We start from the raw sequence: 15,199 nt of genomic DNA on the forward strand, positions 1-15,199 counted from the left end.
AAGTTTCCAAAAGAAACCACGTGGAAAGTTCAAAGAAAAAAAAACTTTTCCGGGGCGGTTCCGCTTCGCGGACCGGGCTCGCGGCTTCAGTCAATAAATTGAATGTTCTCCGTATCAGAGAAAAGGCGCTGAGTTTCAATTTATTGACTCCGCCTTGATCCCTACCGCGCGGAAAACGGAACTTTTTTGAGTGAAAAGTCAGATTCGATTCTGAAAGTCAAAAATTAGGGAGTTCCCGCAAAAGTTTTTCTTAAAAAACAAAAAGGGAACCTGGGAAACGAAGAAAAAGAAGGGCCAAGAAAATGTTAGAAGCTCCTACAAACGCATTAGAAGAACAAATTTACGAAGAAGTCAAAAAAGTCGAAGATCCCGAAATTGGAATCTCGATCGCGGAACTCGGACTCATTTATCGAATCAAAGTCGAGGGAACAAAGGCAAAAATCGATATGACCTACACGTCGATGGCTTGTCCGGCGGGCCCCCAGATGAAACAGGATGTCATCAATCACACGCTCCGGGTGGACGGGATCACGGAAGCCGAAGTGGAAGTGGTTTGGATTCCGAAATGGGATCCACGAGAAATGGCTTCCGAAGACGCAAAGATGGATTTAGGAATTTTCGACTGAGGATACGATTTCTTTTTGGAAAATGCGGAAGCGTCTACAAAAAAAAATCTTATTATATTCTAAAAATCTAATGATTCTAAGTTGGTTCGATCGAAAACGTTCTGAGATGGATCGATCAATGGAAAAAGAATGGAGTCAACAAACCAATCCCTTATGAAATACCGATGGATCCTTCCGTTTCTTTTTTTACTTTCCTGTTCCAAGGGATATCACTACAAATACTGGTTTTTCCCCTACTACGAAGATCAGAAGATCGACACGAGCGAAAGGAGAAATTTCAAGATCGTCGACAAAGAGTTTGCAAGGGACGAAAAAAACGTTTATTATAAGGAAACGACGTTGCCGGGGGTGGAACCGGAGACTTTTCGAATATTAGAAAAAGGTTATTTTTCCGATCGAAAGAAGGTTTATTTTGTATCGACGCACTTGAATATCAGAACGAATTCTCCAAAAGCCTGGCTGATCATAATCCCGCTCGATCTAAAGATTTGGACCGAGAAAAAGATCGTCTTCTCCGTTGTGGAAAAGGCAAAGCCCGAAAGTTTCCGGGTTCTCGACCGGGACGGAATTTTTACGGATTACGGTTTGGACGAAGATCGGCTCTATTATCTCGGCGGCATCTTAGAAGAAAACGCACAGTCCATTGCATTCTTACAATCTTTTTTTTTCGAAGTCTTGAAGACGAAAAATTCGATTTATTATAATGGAAATCGCATACGGGAAGCTGATCCGAATACCTTCGAACTTTTTGATCGTTACGCAAAGGATCGGAAACGATGCTACTATTTGACATCCGGCGAGCCGATTTCCTTTTCCTGTTCCTCCGAGAATTTTGTCGTATTAAAATATTCGAATCCACTCGATTCTAAGATTTCACTCGACTCGGATTACGCGAAAGATTCCGATTTTGTCTTTTGGAAGGGAAAGGCGATTCCCGGAGCGGACCCGAAGTCCATTCAATTGATACCGGAGAATGGGACCTGTCCTTATTACGGAGCCTGCGCCGAAGATCGAAATCGAAAATTTAAGGAAGGCGAAGCCTTTTAGAAAAAGGACCGACGAATCGTTTTTTCATTTTTTAACGGAATGATTTCTTTTTTTGTTCCGGCTAAAAAAAATCTCAGTGCTCCTAAAAACAGTAAAAGAACGAAAGAATGAAATTTAAGAGCGAGGCGAATGTTTTCCTCATTGGAACATTCTTATATTTCAAAATCAAAAAGGTGCTATGAAAAACATTTTATTAGAAATATCTTATGTTTTATTGTTATCTTTGTTTTTCTTTTTCGGTTGTACGAAATTGCCCGATGATAAGGAGCAAAACGATGAGGATCTTCGAAACTTAGTTTTCGGAGCCGTGCTTTTCGACTTTATCCAATGTGGACAGACTTCTCTTCCGCCGAGAGTGGATACGTTTAACGGACTTACGAGAATTTTCGTTCTTCCGAGTTACGGGGCGAGTTGTATTCTCAAATACAACGATCCTCATTTGATGTATCTTCCGTCCGGAGCCGCAAAGAACATTCTCGCCGTATTTTTACCCGGATCGGGAGGGACTCCGATCGGAGTTTCGAAAATTATAGAAGAGGGCGCGCTTCGAGGTTATCATAGTATCGGCCTTATGTATCCGAACGCCGACCCGATCAACGTTATCTGCAACACTGCACCCAACAATTCCGCTTCTTGTTTTGGAAATGCAAGAGAGGAAATTCTCACTGGTGTAGATAAGACGACCGCAGTTTCCGTAGATTTTACGAATTCGATCGACGGAAGACTTTTAAAACTCCTTCAATATCTCGTCGTAAAAAGACCGAACGACGGTTGGGATCAATTTCTAATCGGAGGTGCGGTGAATTGGAACAAGGTCTTTCTTGGAGGACATTCGCAAGGTAGCGGTCACGCGGCCTTTCAAGGAAAGATCAAGTCCCTCGGAAGAGTTTCCATCTACAGCGGCGTCTCCGATTATCACGTTGCGTCTGCGAGTAACGCATCCTGGATGAACGCGAGCGGTTTGACTTCCGCGAATTCTTACTTTGGATTGGTTCATGTCGGGGATTCTGTTGCAAATTTTTCCGGAAATCCCAATCAGGTTACGGACGCCTGGTTGAATTCTTTCGGAATGCTCGGAGCTCTTACCGATGCCGATGCGGGAACTCCTCCCTTCGGCAACACACACCGCTTGACCACCAATCTCTGTGCGAGCGGAGACGAAAACACAAAGCACAACTGTACGATGTCGCAGAGTCAACAAACTGCGTGGGATTACATTAGTTATCCGTAATGTATTTAAGAATTTCCCATCGACTTCCTTCCTTTATACATACCTTCAAAGGTTTTTTCTTTCTGATATTTTTTTGAAGCTCGTTTTTTGTGGGAACTCTTACTTTTGGAGTTCCAATCGAATGAACGTTTGGATCAGACGTCGCGGTTCGTTTTTTAATGGCCTTTGTCGGATAAAAAGTGGGAACAAAGAAGGACGACGTTTTCTTGAAGCAGGAGTTTCCACTTTTCAAGGGTTCAAAGAAAAACAATGAATTCTGTCTCACCTTTTTTAAAGGAGATTTTTGGTAAAGATTCCGAAATGGGGGAGTTCCCACGTTCTGCTTTTTCAAGGAGTGAGCCCGTTTTAATCCACGGGATTCTAACACAACGGATGTCTTCTTTTTGCGTAAAGTCTGCGTTCTTTATTCTAAGATTCTAAAAAGAAGGAGTTCCTACTTTTAGATTCTCCAAAAACGGAAAGGAGGAAATCGCGACAAAAGATTTCTCGCGCCCAGGTTTCGTCGGAGAAAATAGAAATGGATTTGATTGCGCTTCTTTATAAGTTCTTAGTCTTTCTGAAAGAACTGATTCAGAGCCAGAAGCGAGGTGAAACCCCAAGCTCCCAAAAAACCGTAGAACTTCCAACTGAAAACGTAATCTTCTTCTCTCAAAAAACTCACAAAGAACGTCTCAGGAAAAAAGATTCCGGCGAGAGTTCCCAAACCGAGAAGAAATTGAAGACTCAAAAGAAGAGAACCCAACCAGTGAGATCTCCAGAAAGAACCGAAAAAGAAAACACCGGCGGAAAGAATGATAAAGTAAAAGTTAGACGAAACACGAAGGCCTTCCGTTTCTTCACCTCCGAGATGGATCGTGTATTCGATCCAAGTCGAAAGGCTGAAAAAAAGTTGAAGCGTAACTGCGACAAAGAGAACCTTTTCAGTTCCCGATTTCTCTTTCCAAAAATCGGTGAATCTTCCCATAAAGGAAAGATAGAACGTCAGCCATTCTCTTGCGAGAAGAGGAATCGTTCTTAAGCTCCACTGAATGTCTCTCCAAAGATTACGAAGCATCTGCGACCTGAAACGTAACCTCGATCTCGACGGGAGCGTTCAAAGGAAGAGAAGGAACGCCGACGGCAAAGCGCGCATGACGTCCCGATTCTCCAAAAACAGAAAGAAGGAAATTGCTTCCGTGGTTCGCGACCAAATGATGCTCGGTGAAGTTCGGACCACATGCGACAAACACTCCGATCTTTACGATCTTCACGATCTTATCCGGACCTCCGCAAATCGCAGAGGCGGCCGCGATCGCGTTTAGACTCGCTTGGATCGTTGCTTCTTTTACGTCTTCGATGGAAAGACCCTCTCCTAATTTTCCGGTGAGCATCAGTTGACCGTCTTTTAAGGGAAGTTGTCCGGAAGTAAAAACGAGGTTCCCGCTCTGGTTTGCGGGAATATAAGCCGCGATCGCTTGCGGAGGAGGGGGAAGTTTGTAACCCAGAGATTCGATTTTATTTTGGATGCTCATACGTCTTGATTCTATAGAATTTTTGAAAGATCCTTCCAAGAAGATTCCCTTCCTCGATTTTTCAAGCAGTTTCGAAAAAAGGAATTTTCTTTCTTCTCCCTTCCCGTTTCTCTAGGTCTGAGAGAATGTTTCCCAAACTCGAGCTCATTCCCCATCCACGCTTTCCTGATCAGTATCAGATCTGCAAACGCACCGGGGTTTGTTTTTATAAACCCGCCCAAACACGGGAATACAAAGATTCTTACTTCCTGGACGAATACAAAAATCAGTATCAAAAGACCTACTACGAAGATGAAGATGCCCTTCGAGATCTCGCGAGAAAACGTCTTTCGATGTTGGGTCGATTTCAGAACCCGGAAAATTCTTCTCTTTTTGAATTGGGCTCCGCCGCCGGATTCTTCTTAGATGAAGCGAGAAAAAAAGGGTATCGGGTTTCCGGTCTCGAGATTTCTCCCGCAGAAGTGGAATATTCGAGAAAAACTCTGGGACTGGATGTCCTCTGCGCTTCCTTCTTAGAGGAGAATGTTCTGAAAAGCGCCTCCTTTGACGTTGTGGCGGCTTTCTTTGTGGTGGAACATTTTCCGGATGCGGACTTTGTGTTTGCGAAGCTAACCGATCTTGTCAAACCGGGAGGGTTTTTGTTTCTCGGACTTCCATCTCTGAACGGGCCCACCTTTCAAACCAACCCGGAGGAATGGTTTCGTACACATCCAAAGGACCATTTTTGGGATTACAGCCCAGCCTCCCTGAAAAAAATGTTGAAAGGATACGGTTTTACAACTGAGTATAAGAAACCGATGTCCTACCACCCGTCCCGAGATAGGGGTTGGCGGGGTAGAATCCTGAGTCACAGACTTTTTGCACGTCTCTCGGACCTCACCTGCTACGGGGATACATTCCACTTAATCGCTCAGAAGCAGCACACATGAAATTCGAAGAACTTTCCATACATCCCAAATTACTTTCCGCCATTCAAGACATCGGTTATACCGAGCTGACTCCGATCCAAGAGAAATCGATTCCTCATGGATTGGAAGGAAAGGACATCACGGGTCTTGCACAAACCGGCACGGGAAAAACCGTAGCCTTTTTGGTCCCAGTCATTCACACGATTCTTACCAAAGAAATTCAGGGAGTTTCCGCTCTCGTTTTAGCTCCCACAAGAGAATTGACGATGCAGATCTCCGACGAAGCCAAAAAGCTTCTCAAACACGCGGAAGGCGTTCGTGCGGTTCCGATCATCGGAGGAACCGATTACAAGTCCCAGAACAAAGACTTGGAAGGTCTGAAAGGAATCATCGTCGCGACTCCGGGAAGATTGATCGACATGATCAAGTCCGGTTCGATCGATATTACAAATGTTGAATTCTTCGTTCTCGATGAAGCGGATCGAATGCTCGACATGGGATTTATCCAGGACATCCGTTGGCTTCTTCATAAATGTAAGAATCGGAAGCAGACCTTGCTCTTTTCCGCGACTCTTTCCGTGGAAGTGATGCGCCTCGCCTATCGATTCCTAAACGAACCAGTAGAGATCCAGATCAATCCCGAAAAGATCATCACCGAGAGAATCGATCAAAAGATCGTTCACTTGGGAAGAGAAGAAAAAATTCCTTATATGACCAACTTGATTCTCAACTCGACCGACGAAGGTCAGGGAATCATATTCACGAATTATAAAGCGAATATTCCAAAAATCGTACATACTCTTCGAAGATTTGGAGTTCCAGTCACTGGAATTTCCTCCGAGCTGGATCAGAAAAAAAGACTCAGGCTCCTCAGAGATTTTAAATCCGGTAAATATCGTTACATGGTCGCAACCGACGTCGCTTCCCGCGGAATCGACGTGGAGAATATCGACATCGTTTACAACTACGACCTTCCCCAAGACACGGAAAACTACGTTCATAGAATCGGAAGAACCGCGAGAGCCGGAAGAAAAGGAAAGGCGATCGGCTTTTGTTCCGAATCCGATTACGTGGAATTGGAAAAGATCGAAAAGTATCTCAAACAAAAGATCGAAGTACTCGAAGTCAATGAAGAATACATTCAGTTTCCCAAGGGAGAATTTCAGGCTTTTGTGGGCGGAGATTCGTACGATAAGGAAAAGGAAACTCATTTCAAACAGAACGGAAGACGTCCTCACGAAAGAGAACGCGGTGGTGCGCACTCGCACGGTCGAGACAAAAGAGGGGACAAACGTCCAGCACATGCCGGTCAAACAAATCCTCGGGACGGGCACAAGAAGAAGCCGGCCGCGGCGATCCAAGAAGCCGAAGTCTTTTTGCAAAAAGTCGATTCCGTTTTATCTGCCGAGCCGAAACAAAACAAACAAGGCAACAAGCAGAATAAGTTCCAAGGCAATAAGGACAAACAACGTCAGCCGCAACCGCAGGGACAACGCAATCAGAATCAAAACCAGAATCGAAGTCAACAACAGTCGAACAGACAATACGACAAGAGCAAACGGAATCTCTTCGATATCAACGATACCAAAAGAGAAGATTCTCAAAAGAAAAAAGGTTCGATTTGGCAAAAAATCAAATCTATCTTTGGGGGCTGATTCTATTCTCCTTAAGCTTGTGGGAATTGGAGGCGAAGGTCGCGATTCCCACGCAGTCCTCCGAACGTTATGTGCGCTTTGAGGACGTCCAAAAAGAATTCCCTTCCCTCAAATCCTATTTTAATCCAGCGACTTTCGTAGGTTCGATCCGACATCCTTCCGGAGAAATTCGATTTCGGGTGGGTTCCTCGTTTTACACGTTCAACCAGACGATCGAAAAGATTTCTTCTCCGGTTCTTTATAAGGAAAGGGATTTTCTCATTCCTCCCGAGATCATGGAGGCGCTTTTCGTTCAATTGATGTCCGAGGACGTCCGTTATGAATATAAGGAAAATGTGTTGGAGTTGGAAATTCTTCCTAGTGCCGAAAAACTCGGGATCAAAACGATTCTGATCGACGCCGGTCATGGCGGGAAGGATCCGGGAACCGCTTCCGATTCCGGTACTCACGAAAAAGATATTTCTCTTCAGGTGGCGAAAATTCTTAAAAAATTCTTCGAGAAGGTTTACCCGGAGATCAACGTTGTCCTCACGAGACCGGACGATACGTTTGTTGAGTTGGAGCGTCGTTCCGAAATCGCGAACAGGGAACTCAAAAAGACGGGAAGTTCTCTCTTTATCAGTCTCCATTGTAATTCTTCCATCAACGAGGAAGTGAACGGTTTCGAGATCTATTATCTTTCTCAGACGCCTTCCACGGAATCGGCGCGGGAAACCGCTCTTCTGGAAAACAGAATTCTCAAACCTCGGGGAAGCTCGGCGGTCAAAAAAGTTCAGGCGGGAATGATGTCTTCTTTGATCCAAAGAAGGAGCAGAATCTTAGCAAGGGCTTTGGAATCGGAGATGAAAAAAAAGCTCCAACCTCAAATCCTGTCCAGGGGAGTGAAAAAGGCCGATTTTTCAGTCCTGAGAGGAAGCCTCATGCCAGCGGTTCTCGTGGAAATGGGTTATCTCTCGCATGAAAAAGAATCCAAACTTTTGCAGAGCAAGGGTTTGCAAGTCAAGTTAGCGAAAAGCATCGTAGAGGGAATCCGGGGATATGAATTGGCAAAAAATTAAAGAATCTGCAATCGCGATCAAAGATGCGGCATGGGAAGCGATCAAGGCCGCCGGAGTAAAAATCAATCTCGGTTATCTCTGGTTGTTTCGCACCGCGACCGAAGACGGAGTTTCTCGAAGAACTTTGTTTCTTACCTACGCTTGGATCGGAGTCGTCTTATTTTTCACGTCCTTTATCCTCGCGGGTCACAACCCGTTCGTCACTCTTGTGCCCTTTTCCCTTTACGAAGTAGGCAACAGAGATCCAAGAACCGAAATCACCATCTACGGATCGGACGGCGAAAGACAAGTTTTTCCGGTTCGGAGAAAAGTTCTTCTGGAAGAGGACGAGTTTCGTCATAAAACGATGACTCTTATCGGAGAGATCAGCGAATCTTCCTATTTCGATAAAGCGTTCGCTTCCGGTAAGGGAGAACATTATAAAAACCTAAAACGTCTTCCCGAAATTCAATACGCGGTCAAAGCGATCTGGAAAAACGGAAATACTCTGATTCTGGATTTTAGAAAGTCGACTCTTCAGGAAATTCTTTCCGGAATGAAATTTCGAATCGATTATACTTACGTTCAACAACAGATGAAGGAAGAGGACAAACAAAAGGAAATCGCCCGAAAGAAGATGGCGCTTTTGGACTCCACGTTTATCGCCTTGGAAAAGACTGTTTTTGAAAACTTCTCGGACATTCAAAGCGTAGAATATCGACTCGACGGTCTTCCCGAGACTATTCCCGGAATGGAATATTCTCTCAATTTAATCCACAAAAGGAACTGAATTCTCTCATTCCAAGGCTTTAAAAGCCGATACTAGAAACAAGATGAAATCCAATTTGATGGATCGCTTGTTTCCGGTCGGAAAGAACAAACCCTTTTTCGTATTCTTCTTCGTACTTTTTATTTTGGGAGGAGCGCTCTGGTCTTCTTCCGATCTCCAAATCTCCCCTGATATTCAAAACATAACCGAGTTTCGAACGGATCGCCTGGCGTTTCATTTCGTTCAGTTGGTAGACAAGGATGGAAAGGCTCTTCCCGACAGAAATCCGAATCGTGATTCTTCCGAAGCGACGTTGATGATCATCTACAAGGGACAACTGACTCTCCTAAAGGACGGATATGACGATCCGAATAACGTCCGTGAGAAGGAAAAAGATTACCTCGTTAAGATTTCCAATTATGCAAGGCTCCGAGAGTTGGAATCGGATTACTACAGACTCCCAGAGTCGGAAAGAAGCGTCACCGGGGCAAAAGCTCCCGAAAATACTTCCGGCACGAACAAGTCGAGCGAAACGAACTCATCCAATACGCAATCTTCACCTAACAAAAATGAGACGAAACAGGCTTCCGTAGAACCGATCAAAAAATCCAAAGAGATGGATCTTCTCATGAAATACGACGAGGATCTTCTGAAGAATTATTCTTCCGAAAGGGCAGTCAGTGCGGAGCTTGAAAGATCGGAACGTTTTTACGGAAAAGAATCTCCGAAGACAAGTTCGTTACGTTTTAGAGCGGAAGAACTTCGTAAAAAAGTAAACGAGAGAAGAGATCAACTTCTTTCGTTTCTCCGGAATCCCGGTCCCGAGACCAATCCGTATCCGGGAGAAAGGAAGGATCAGTCCTTTTACATCAATACGGTCAACGGAATTCCGGACTATTATCTTCATTCCACAACTCCGAGAGAACTCGACGGTCAGATGAAAGGGGAAGAAGAAGTCGGAAAAAAATACGGAGAATTGTATAAGACCGCGAGAGATCGTCTGATCGATTCTCAGATTAGAAAATTATACTATTATCTTTGGAATCGAGAGATGACCAACACTCGAGTGAAAGCCGATAAGGTCAAAAAAGGAAAGAAGGCGATCGTGGTCACAGGAGATTCCACCGTCTTTACTATGATCGATAAGGAAGGCGATGGAATTACGGAGTCCTTTTTCGTGGAAAGTCCGGGAATTCGTTTTTCTTGGGGAAGAGATCTTCCCAACATCATTTCGATCTCAAATTGCACCGATGAAACCATATTAGCAAAGATTAAAAATCTTACAGAGGATGTTCTTGCGGGAAGAATTCCGGAAAAAGTCGACAAGATTGATCTCACCGTTCCGGAAGAACAATTGATCATAGAATTGGGCCCGAAAATTCCTCAATGAGGGAATCCATCGTTTCGTTTTTGAAATTCGTTTCTTGGGACTGATTTATTGTCAAAGGACAGAAACGCGGAATCTCAGTGAACAATCGAAATGTAAGAACTCCAATAAGACTGTAAGAGAATAAGAGCTACCCAAAAATCTAAAATTGCGGGAACTCTTGTATTTCAGCCGAGGTAAGTCGCTTTTGAAGGATCAAAAGCGACTTACAAGAAAACGTAGAAAGTGAATCGATTGCGAATTTTTTTTCGCGGCTTTGAAACAAACTTTTGGCGCGTGATTTTGTGTTTTGTATAAGAATATTGAATACAAAGCGAAAGCCGGCAAGGATCGATTTTCAGTACTGTCCACTTTTTATTTTTTGATTCATTTGTTCCGAGAAATCAATCCCATCGAAAAATGGATTGTTTCGGACTTTAAGTCCGTTTTCCTTTCGAATGAGGTGGACTTTGTTTGTTCCTTCAGATTTCGGTTTTTGGTTGGAATGGAAGATTTGTTTCTGATCGATTCTAAGAAATAAATAACAAAGAAGGCTTTTTAATTGATCGAAGAATTTCCGTTTTCGTAAAAAGGACGCTGATAAAAAAAGAGTCCTGATTATTGAATGTGAATTCAACGATCAAGACTCCGTTCTTCGGAAAAAAATCTCTATTATGTATTTGTTGTATTGTCCGTTGGTGGTGGAGTTTCTTTTTCTCTGAAAAAGAATTTTTTGATTACTCCGAAACCTCCAATGACAGCTAACGCGATCACCTTCCAGAATTTTAAGAGTAAAGCAAAAATCCCGGCTTTTGCCAATACCTTTCCTGCAATCAATCCTCCGATTCCGTAAGCCGCAACCGTATCCAATCCCGGATTAAAATCGGCGTATCGACTTCCTTCGTTGAATTCCGTGGAATTTACGATCGCATCCAATTCTTGATTTACCTGCGGAAGTTTGTCGATGTCGGCGATCACGTTTAAAACCAAAACTCCTTTTCTACCCAACATTCGAATATTGTAATTGAGCGTGTCGATTTCGCTTCCTTCGAATTTCAGGGTTTTGGCCCAGTGTAATTTTTTCGTTTTTTCGTCGTAGAAAGGCGGAGACGCCCAGCCGACAAGCTCCACGCTTTGATAGCCTTCTTTTTTTCGTTCTTCGTTGGATTCTTTCGTATCTTCCTTCATCTCATCCAAAAGGTCGTCATAGTTCATATCCTTGGCGTCGTCGTCTTTGATATAACCTTCTTCCGAAAAGGCGATCGTGATTGCGAAGGTGAAGTTCGGGCTGGTCGGAGTCTCATTTTTTAGGAATAACATTCCTAGCGGTTCGGAACCGGGCGGGTTTCCCCATACGTTTTCCAATACGAGTTTGCTTTGTTTTCCGTCGATATAACGAAAATGAGGTGGAACCGTCAGAGTTGCGAGATTGTCGCCTAAGACGATTTTGCCGGTTTGGTACTTTAGGTTTTTGACGATTTGATCCGCCTCTTCGTTTTGCTGTGGATACAATGCAAAAGAGAGGAGCATCAAGAACGTTGCGATGGTTTTATTTTTCACTGAGATCTCCTATGGTTTTGTATAATCGGAATTCTAATTTCAAAATGATTGAGTCGCTCACTCTAACTGCTTGAGTTTATCGAGAGTGGTTTGCAGATATTTGTATTTTTGAATGTTGTCGCCGAATAATTTTTCTAAAACAAGTAGCCTTTGGTAAAATTCAGCGTGTTGGTTTTGGAGATCGTATTTGGATTGGTCCACGATTTTATCATGGACCGTATCCACGTTTCGAATCGCCTGTGGAGCAAATTGAAGAAAAGAATAGAACGGTACAACTTGTTGATATTGATTCCAAGGATCCACCTTATTGTCTAGAGTCGTCGCGAGGAGTTGATCCAGGGTTTTTTCGATCAATCGAATCTTTTCTTCGTAAGAGAGTTTAAAACCGGAGACATTGTAGAGATAAGCCGCAAGCGACATGTCATGACCGAGCGCCGCGTATGAAAAATAATTTAGGTTATCCTTTTCAAAACTCGTGGAAAGAAGAACTTCAAACGGAGTGAGTTTATACTTAGGATTCTTCTTAAGATATTTTAGAATGAATTGGGATTCTCGATTGTAGGAATCCAACTCGTATAAGTATTTTTCAAGTGCGCTCGTCGCGCTCAAGTCCACAAAACGATCCGGATCGTCGAAATAACTTTTAGAATGCTGACATTCGTGGACAAAGGCGGATAATACGATCGACGGATGTGTCTCGTAGAGTTCCAAAAGATACGGACTGAGATAGATACTCGGATCGGGATCTTCCTTGCTACGAATGGAAAACGCGGCGGAACCGAAAATATCCCGGTCCATATCTTCTCGGATTCCAACCCGCAGAACCCCGCTTCTGAGCTTCGTGATCGATTCCTTAACCAGAAGATATACGTCGTCCGATTCGTTCTTTTGATTTTTAAGAACTAAATTATCCAGATCGTTTATGATCGAATGAACCGCGCTAACCAACTTTATTTGTTCTTTGGAAAGAGTTTCGGCAAAACAAGGTGATGAGGCGATAAGAAGGCATACGATAGGAAGAACAGGGAAGACGCTCGTTCTTGAAGGTCCTGCTTTTTTAGAAGAAGAATTGGATTTTCTAAAAAAAGGGATATGGCGGTCGCGCTCTCCGAATGCGGAACTTCCTCGATTCTTTCCTTTGTTCCGTAAGGTGGAAGGAAAAAAGATCATTCCAAATAAGGTTTGAATCCAACGATAAAAAATAGAGATTCTCATTTCCGATCCTATACTTGGAATTTGAAAAACCGATTCGAGCTCTTTTAAAAAATCTTAAAAAATGAAACAGTCAAGAATTTCTTTCTAATTCATTTGAAAGAGGGAGAAAGGATCTGCGTTTTTTCTTTTTCGAAAGTCTGTGTTCGAAATCCTTTTTTAGTTGTATTCCAAACCAATTCCATCCCGGTCATATTTTGAATAAAAAAAGAAGAGTTGAACTCAATTTTAACGCGACATTTGTGTGTCGAAAACGTGTATCGAAAGAGTGAGAGAAACGTTCAGGAATTTTAAGGCTCTTCTATTTCAACATTTTCTAATGTATCAAAAAATCCGGTTTGGAGAAGGGGAGCAAAGTCTACCATATCTTCCGCGTTTAGTTTTAATCCGTTTTCCATCGAATAGGCTTGAAGAAGGGACGCGCAGGCAAGATGACTTTCTCCGAGCTGTGCGTGCGCTCTCGCCTTGATGATCAAAATATCGGAATCCGATTCTCCGAAATATTGAATATAGAGATCGATGAATTTCAGAGCGTTTTTATGATCGGCGACTTTGAGATAACACTGTGCGATCATATCGTAATGAAGAAAATTCTCGTCATTATCCATTCTCATGGAAGTTTTGAGAGAAACGAGGGCCGAGTTATAGTCTCCCCTTTGATAATAGAGATGTCCGAGTTCCGCCCAGATATCCTTTCTAAGAATTCCTCTTCCTCTCGAAAGTTTTTCCTGAGCGAGCGCCTGTTTTAAAACCGTAATCGCCTCGTTGGATCGATCCGTATCTTTGAGAAGAGAGGCAAGCGTAAGATAAAGTTCCAATTGATCCGGATAGAGAGCGATTCCTTTTGTCAAAATCTTCTTAGCCTGTTTGAAGTTACTCACCTTGATGAGATAATTCGAATAGTAGAGATAACTTCCCGGTTCATCCGGATATTGAGTGATGATTTCGTGAAAAAGATTTAATGTTTCTCTCGTGTTTCCAATATGATATTGGCACCAGGCCTGACGATTTCGTATCTTAAGAATTGTCTTCGGACTTTTTGTAAACGAGAGGGCCTCTTTGTAGAGGTTAAATGCTTTGGTGAATTCTCTTTGATTCTCCCTCTGAATCGCAGATCTGATCAGTGTGGGGAAACTCACAGTTTGGACAGGGTAAAAATTTTCAAAAAATAATCAAGTTTTCTATTTATCAACCGAGAATAGAATTGGGGGAAAAAGAGAGAAAAACCCCAAATTCTCAAAAAGAGGGAATTTATGAATATCAACGGAAACACCAACCAGAGTTTACTATTGGAGAGGGTAGCCAATCTACCTCGAGAAATTTTTCAAGCACAAAGCGACTTGAATCGAAAGATGCTCAACCTTGCTGTTGAGGCTGGAGTCCAGAATTCCAAAGAAGAAGGACAGAGAAGAATTCTGGACCTTTACGCCTAATCAGTTTTGATTGTAGAGGGGGCGTTTGCGCTCCTTGAACGATTGCAACGCTCCTCTAAAATCTGCAGAGTCTAAGAAACTCGAATTCCAAAGAGCCACGTAGTTCAGACCGGCTTCTAAGGGTTTTCCTTCCGAATAACGCATTACGTCTTTTACTCCGGAAACTACCAACTTCGGATTCTCCGCGATTTCCTTCGCAGTCGCCAAAGCCACGCTCATCATCTCTTCTTCGGTTTGAAAAACCTTTGTAACAAGGCCGATTCTTTCCGCTTCCGGGCCGTCGATGTCTTTCCCTGTAAGTGCGAGTTCTCTCGTATGTCCTTGTCCGATGATCGAAGGAAGACGATTGATGGAACCCATATCGGCAACGATCGCCACCTTGGCTTCCCGGAGAGAAATGGAAGCATCGACCGTCGCATAACGAATATCGCAAGCAGAGATGAGATCCAAACCTCCTCCGATGCAGTGTTTTTGGACCGCGGCGATCGATGGTTTTGGAGAATTATAGACGGCGTTGATACCTTTTTGCATTTTTAGAATGAGGTCGAAAAATTTTCTTCGATCGTCTCCCAAAGGGGCCTGGATTGACGCTCCGAATTGTTCGAAAAAGGACTCCAGATCCAAACCGGTAGAAAACGATTTTCCACGGGCCGCGATGACAAATGCGTGAATCTGTGGGTTGGAATTGATTTCCTCAATGGCGTCCGGTAGATCCCTCCAAAAAGGCCAGTTCATAGCGTTTCTTTTTTCAGGGCGGTTCAAATAGAGAATTGCGGTTTTGTCTTCGGGTCTTTCGACGATTTCAAAAAATTCGAATTTGGTTTTCATCTCGGTCAGTCTGGGA

General features: G+C 43.3%; 15 protein-coding genes. 9 read left to right on the forward strand and 6 right to left on the reverse strand.

The features are described 5' to 3' along the window. The first annotated feature begins 302 nt into the window (after nucleotides 1–302). The 3 genes from DLM75_RS06895 to DLM75_RS06905 all read left to right on the forward strand — a co-directional run bounded on the left by DLM75_RS06895 (nucleotide 303) and on the right by DLM75_RS06905 (nucleotide 2,904). A complete protein-coding gene (locus tag DLM75_RS06895; RefSeq protein WP_118967684.1) occupies nucleotides 303–626 on the forward strand; it encodes a metal-sulfur cluster assembly factor in 324 nt (107 codons plus the stop codon). Between the two features lie 129 nt (nucleotides 627–755). Beyond that, nucleotides 756–1,673 (forward strand): DKNYY domain-containing protein, encoded by a 918-nt coding sequence (locus DLM75_RS06900; protein WP_118967685.1) that lies wholly within the window; start codon nucleotides 756–758, stop codon nucleotides 1,671–1,673. Between the two features lie 178 nt (nucleotides 1,674–1,851). Beyond that, the gene (locus DLM75_RS06905) at nucleotides 1,852–2,904 is read left to right on the forward strand and encodes a BPSS1187 family protein (RefSeq protein ID WP_118967686.1); all 1,053 of its coding nucleotides are present in this window, start codon (nucleotides 1,852–1,854) and stop codon (nucleotides 2,902–2,904) included. Between the two features lie 547 nt (nucleotides 2,905–3,451). On the opposite strand, the gene DLM75_RS06915 is transcribed toward DLM75_RS06905, so the two are convergent. Together DLM75_RS06915 and DLM75_RS06920 are read right to left on the reverse strand one after the other, a co-directional pair. Beyond that, nucleotides 3,452–3,958, reverse strand: a complete 507-nt coding sequence (locus DLM75_RS06915) for a hypothetical protein (protein WP_118967688.1) — start codon at nucleotides 3,956–3,958, stop codon at nucleotides 3,452–3,454. Further along, nucleotides 3,948–4,415, reverse strand: a complete 468-nt coding sequence (locus DLM75_RS06920; RefSeq protein WP_118967689.1) for a RidA family protein — start codon at nucleotides 4,413–4,415, stop codon at nucleotides 3,948–3,950. Before DLM75_RS06920 ends, DLM75_RS06915 begins: the two co-directional genes overlap by 11 nt. A 125-nt stretch (nucleotides 4,416–4,540) precedes the next feature. On the opposite strand from DLM75_RS06920, the gene DLM75_RS06925 reads away from it, so the two are divergent. From DLM75_RS06925 to DLM75_RS06945, 5 genes are read left to right on the forward strand one after another with little or no spacing between them, the layout of a single operon-like run. Next, nucleotides 4,541–5,344 carry a class I SAM-dependent methyltransferase gene (locus DLM75_RS06925; RefSeq protein ID WP_118967690.1) on the forward strand — a complete coding sequence of 268 codons (804 nt, stop codon included), beginning with the start codon at nucleotides 4,541–4,543 and terminating at the stop codon, nucleotides 5,342–5,344. Continuing rightward, entirely contained in the window at nucleotides 5,341–6,978 is a 1,638-nt protein-coding gene (locus tag DLM75_RS06930) for a DEAD/DEAH box helicase (protein WP_118967691.1), read from the forward strand. Before DLM75_RS06925 ends, DLM75_RS06930 begins: the two co-directional genes overlap by 4 nt. Next, complete coding sequence (locus DLM75_RS06935; RefSeq protein WP_118967692.1) at nucleotides 6,945–8,036, forward strand: N-acetylmuramoyl-L-alanine amidase family protein; 1,092 nt, start codon at nucleotides 6,945–6,947, stop codon at nucleotides 8,034–8,036. Before DLM75_RS06930 ends, DLM75_RS06935 begins: the two co-directional genes overlap by 34 nt. Further along, on the forward strand, nucleotides 8,017–8,805 hold the full coding sequence (locus tag DLM75_RS06940) for an LIC_10740 family protein (RefSeq protein WP_118967693.1): 789 nt from the start codon (nucleotides 8,017–8,019) through the stop codon (nucleotides 8,803–8,805). Before DLM75_RS06935 ends, DLM75_RS06940 begins: the two co-directional genes overlap by 20 nt. Before the next feature lie 43 nt (nucleotides 8,806–8,848). Beyond that, the gene (locus tag DLM75_RS06945) at nucleotides 8,849–10,174 is read left to right on the forward strand and encodes a hypothetical protein (protein ID WP_118967694.1); all 1,326 of its coding nucleotides are present in this window, start codon (nucleotides 8,849–8,851) and stop codon (nucleotides 10,172–10,174) included. Nucleotides 10,175–10,822: 648 nt separating this feature from the next. Here DLM75_RS06945 and DLM75_RS06955 read toward each other — a convergent pair. The 3 genes from DLM75_RS06955 to DLM75_RS06965 all read right to left on the reverse strand — a co-directional run bounded on the left by DLM75_RS06955 (nucleotide 10,823) and on the right by DLM75_RS06965 (nucleotide 14,061). Beyond that, nucleotides 10,823–11,710, reverse strand: coding sequence for a DUF2167 domain-containing protein (locus DLM75_RS06955; RefSeq protein WP_241547836.1), 888 nt, complete (start codon nucleotides 11,708–11,710; stop codon nucleotides 10,823–10,825). A gap of 57 nt (nucleotides 11,711–11,767) precedes the next feature. After that, nucleotides 11,768–12,925 carry a hypothetical protein gene (locus DLM75_RS06960; protein WP_118967696.1) on the reverse strand — a complete coding sequence of 386 codons (1,158 nt, stop codon included), beginning with the start codon at nucleotides 12,923–12,925 and terminating at the stop codon, nucleotides 11,768–11,770. 287 nt (nucleotides 12,926–13,212) lie between these two features. Continuing rightward, complete coding sequence (locus DLM75_RS06965; RefSeq protein ID WP_118967697.1) at nucleotides 13,213–14,061, reverse strand: tetratricopeptide repeat protein; 849 nt, start codon at nucleotides 14,059–14,061, stop codon at nucleotides 13,213–13,215. A 114-nt stretch (nucleotides 14,062–14,175) separates the two neighbouring features. Here DLM75_RS06965 and DLM75_RS06970 point away from each other — a divergent pair, with 114 nt between their 5' ends. Continuing rightward, nucleotides 14,176–14,355, forward strand: coding sequence for a hypothetical protein (locus DLM75_RS06970; protein WP_069608322.1), 180 nt, complete (start codon nucleotides 14,176–14,178; stop codon nucleotides 14,353–14,355). Here the strand turns inward: DLM75_RS06970 and DLM75_RS06975 are convergent, their stop codons facing one another. Next, the gene (locus tag DLM75_RS06975) at nucleotides 14,356–15,183 is read right to left on the reverse strand and encodes a crotonase/enoyl-CoA hydratase family protein (protein WP_118967698.1); all 828 of its coding nucleotides are present in this window, start codon (nucleotides 15,181–15,183) and stop codon (nucleotides 14,356–14,358) included. Between the last annotated feature and the right edge of the window lie 16 nt (nucleotides 15,184–15,199).

Origin of the sequence: Leptospira stimsonii (assembly GCF_003545885.1) — a bacterium.
GTDB classification, from domain to species: domain Bacteria; phylum Spirochaetota; class Leptospiria; order Leptospirales; family Leptospiraceae; genus Leptospira; species Leptospira stimsonii.

Excerpts from the sequence above, each read along its gene's own strand:
- DLM75_RS06895 (WP_118967684.1), top strand. The coding sequence starts at position 303 with ATGTTAGAAGCTCCTACAAACGCATTAGAAGAACAAATTTACGAAGAA.
- DLM75_RS06900 (WP_118967685.1), top strand. The coding sequence starts at position 756 with ATGGAGTCAACAAACCAATCCCTTATGAAATACCGATGGATCCTTCCG.
- DLM75_RS06905 (WP_118967686.1), top strand. The coding sequence starts at position 1,852 with ATGAAAAACATTTTATTAGAAATATCTTATGTTTTATTGTTATCTTTG.
- DLM75_RS06915 (WP_118967688.1), bottom strand. The coding sequence starts at position 3,958 with ATGCTTCGTAATCTTTGGAGAGACATTCAGTGGAGCTTAAGAACGATT.
- DLM75_RS06920 (WP_118967689.1), bottom strand. The coding sequence starts at position 4,415 with ATGAGCATCCAAAATAAAATCGAATCTCTGGGTTACAAACTTCCCCCT.
- DLM75_RS06925 (WP_118967690.1), top strand. The coding sequence starts at position 4,541 with ATGTTTCCCAAACTCGAGCTCATTCCCCATCCACGCTTTCCTGATCAG.
- DLM75_RS06930 (WP_118967691.1), top strand. The coding sequence starts at position 5,341 with ATGAAATTCGAAGAACTTTCCATACATCCCAAATTACTTTCCGCCATT.
- DLM75_RS06940 (WP_118967693.1), top strand. The coding sequence starts at position 8,017 with ATGAATTGGCAAAAAATTAAAGAATCTGCAATCGCGATCAAAGATGCG.
- DLM75_RS06945 (WP_118967694.1), top strand. The coding sequence starts at position 8,849 with ATGAAATCCAATTTGATGGATCGCTTGTTTCCGGTCGGAAAGAACAAA.
- DLM75_RS06960 (WP_118967696.1), bottom strand. The coding sequence starts at position 12,925 with ATGAGAATCTCTATTTTTTATCGTTGGATTCAAACCTTATTTGGAATG.
- DLM75_RS06970 (WP_069608322.1), top strand. The coding sequence starts at position 14,176 with ATGAATATCAACGGAAACACCAACCAGAGTTTACTATTGGAGAGGGTA.
- DLM75_RS06975 (WP_118967698.1), bottom strand. The coding sequence starts at position 15,183 with ATGAAAACCAAATTCGAATTTTTTGAAATCGTCGAAAGACCCGAAGAC.